This is a genomic window from Nonomuraea lactucae (genome assembly GCF_003313395.1).
GTDB lineage: Bacteria > Actinomycetota > Actinomycetes > Streptosporangiales > Streptosporangiaceae > Nonomuraea > Nonomuraea lactucae.
Map to the genome: position 1 here is coordinate 1 of NZ_QNFZ01000451.1, position 1,137 is coordinate 1,137.

The 1,137-nt window shown below is 64.9% G+C and carries 1 protein-coding gene; it reads left to right on the top strand.

Annotated features, from left to right (window positions below; genetic code table 11):
• Positions 1 to 412 precede the first annotated feature (412 nt).
• Entirely contained in the window at positions 413 to 664 is a 252-nt protein-coding gene (locus DQW85_RS22580) for a DUF7660 family protein (protein ID WP_113702164.1), read from the top strand.
• The last annotated feature ends 473 nt before the right edge of the window (positions 665 to 1,137 follow it).

Here is a 1,137-nt window from a genome sequence, read left to right on the forward strand (position 1 = left end):
CGCACCCGCGCGGCCCTCCCCGCCCGCGCTGCGGCCTGGGGGCCGGTCACGGGCGGGAGCCGCGCGGGCAGGAGACGGGACAGTCGGCCGACCTAGTCACACATAAGTGCAGTCACCCGAGACACAGCCAGCAGGGACAACAGGTCAAGACATGCCTCCGGCGGGGGACTCCGCTCCGGGATGATCGCGAACACGGCCGGCCCGGTAGTCAGTGGCGAGCGCGAGCCCGATCTTCCCGTCTGCCACGCCCCAGGCGAAGCCCAGCAGACCAAGGGCCTGGGGTCAAGGTCGTTCTTCCAGTGGGGAGCTCCAGCCTTGACCCCAGGCCCTTGGCCCGCTGCCTTCCAGGTGGGACGAGGCAGACGGGAAGATCGGTCGGGGCGGACGTGCGGATGTCTGGGATCATCCGAGCATGGCATCTCCTCAAGAAGCGGACACGGTGCAGTCCCGAGAAGACCTCGTGCGCTATGTGAAATCTCTCCACCAGGAGTTGATCAATGGCGCAGACTGGGAAAACCTTACGCTTGACCGCTACCTAGAAGCCCTCGCGGCCTGGATCGATTCCTCTCCCGGCTCTTACAGGAACATGGGCCAGCCCGAGCCAGTCGATGCCACATGGTCGTTTCTGGCACACGCCTTGGGCGCTGCGACGATCTACGAGTAGGCGTGCCACAAGCGTGCCTGTACGGGCGGTCATTCACGGGGAATCGTGGGAGGTCCCGGACAGCACGAAACCCACCGTGACCTGCACCGCAGCACTTCAGGCGATCATGGCGAGACGTCTTCCAAACTAGCTACGCGGGTTCGATTCCCGTCGTCCGCTCTCACCATAAAAGGCCAGGTCATCCCGCGTGGGAAGCCTGGCCTTCGTGATCTTCCAGCTTTCTATCCGATCTCGCGTGCCCGTTGCCTGCCCGATGGCCTGGTCTCGCTCCTGTGAGGCGTGCCGATAGATCAGTGCCGCTGGCGACGACGAGTGGCCCATGCGGGTCATCAGCTCACGGAGGCTCGCGCCCGTGGAGGCGGCGAGGGTATTTCCGGCATGACGGAGATCGCAGATCTAATGAGGCTCCGCCTCGGACCGCCGAGATTGCCGGTTCCGCTGGCGATCAGGCGTTGGTGAGTGCATCGTCACGA

Bases quoted from the DNA above. Each gene is read 5' to 3' on its own strand.
- DQW85_RS22580 (WP_113702164.1), top strand. From the start codon at position 413: ATGGCATCTCCTCAAGAAGCGGACACGGTGCAGTCCCGAGAAGACCTC.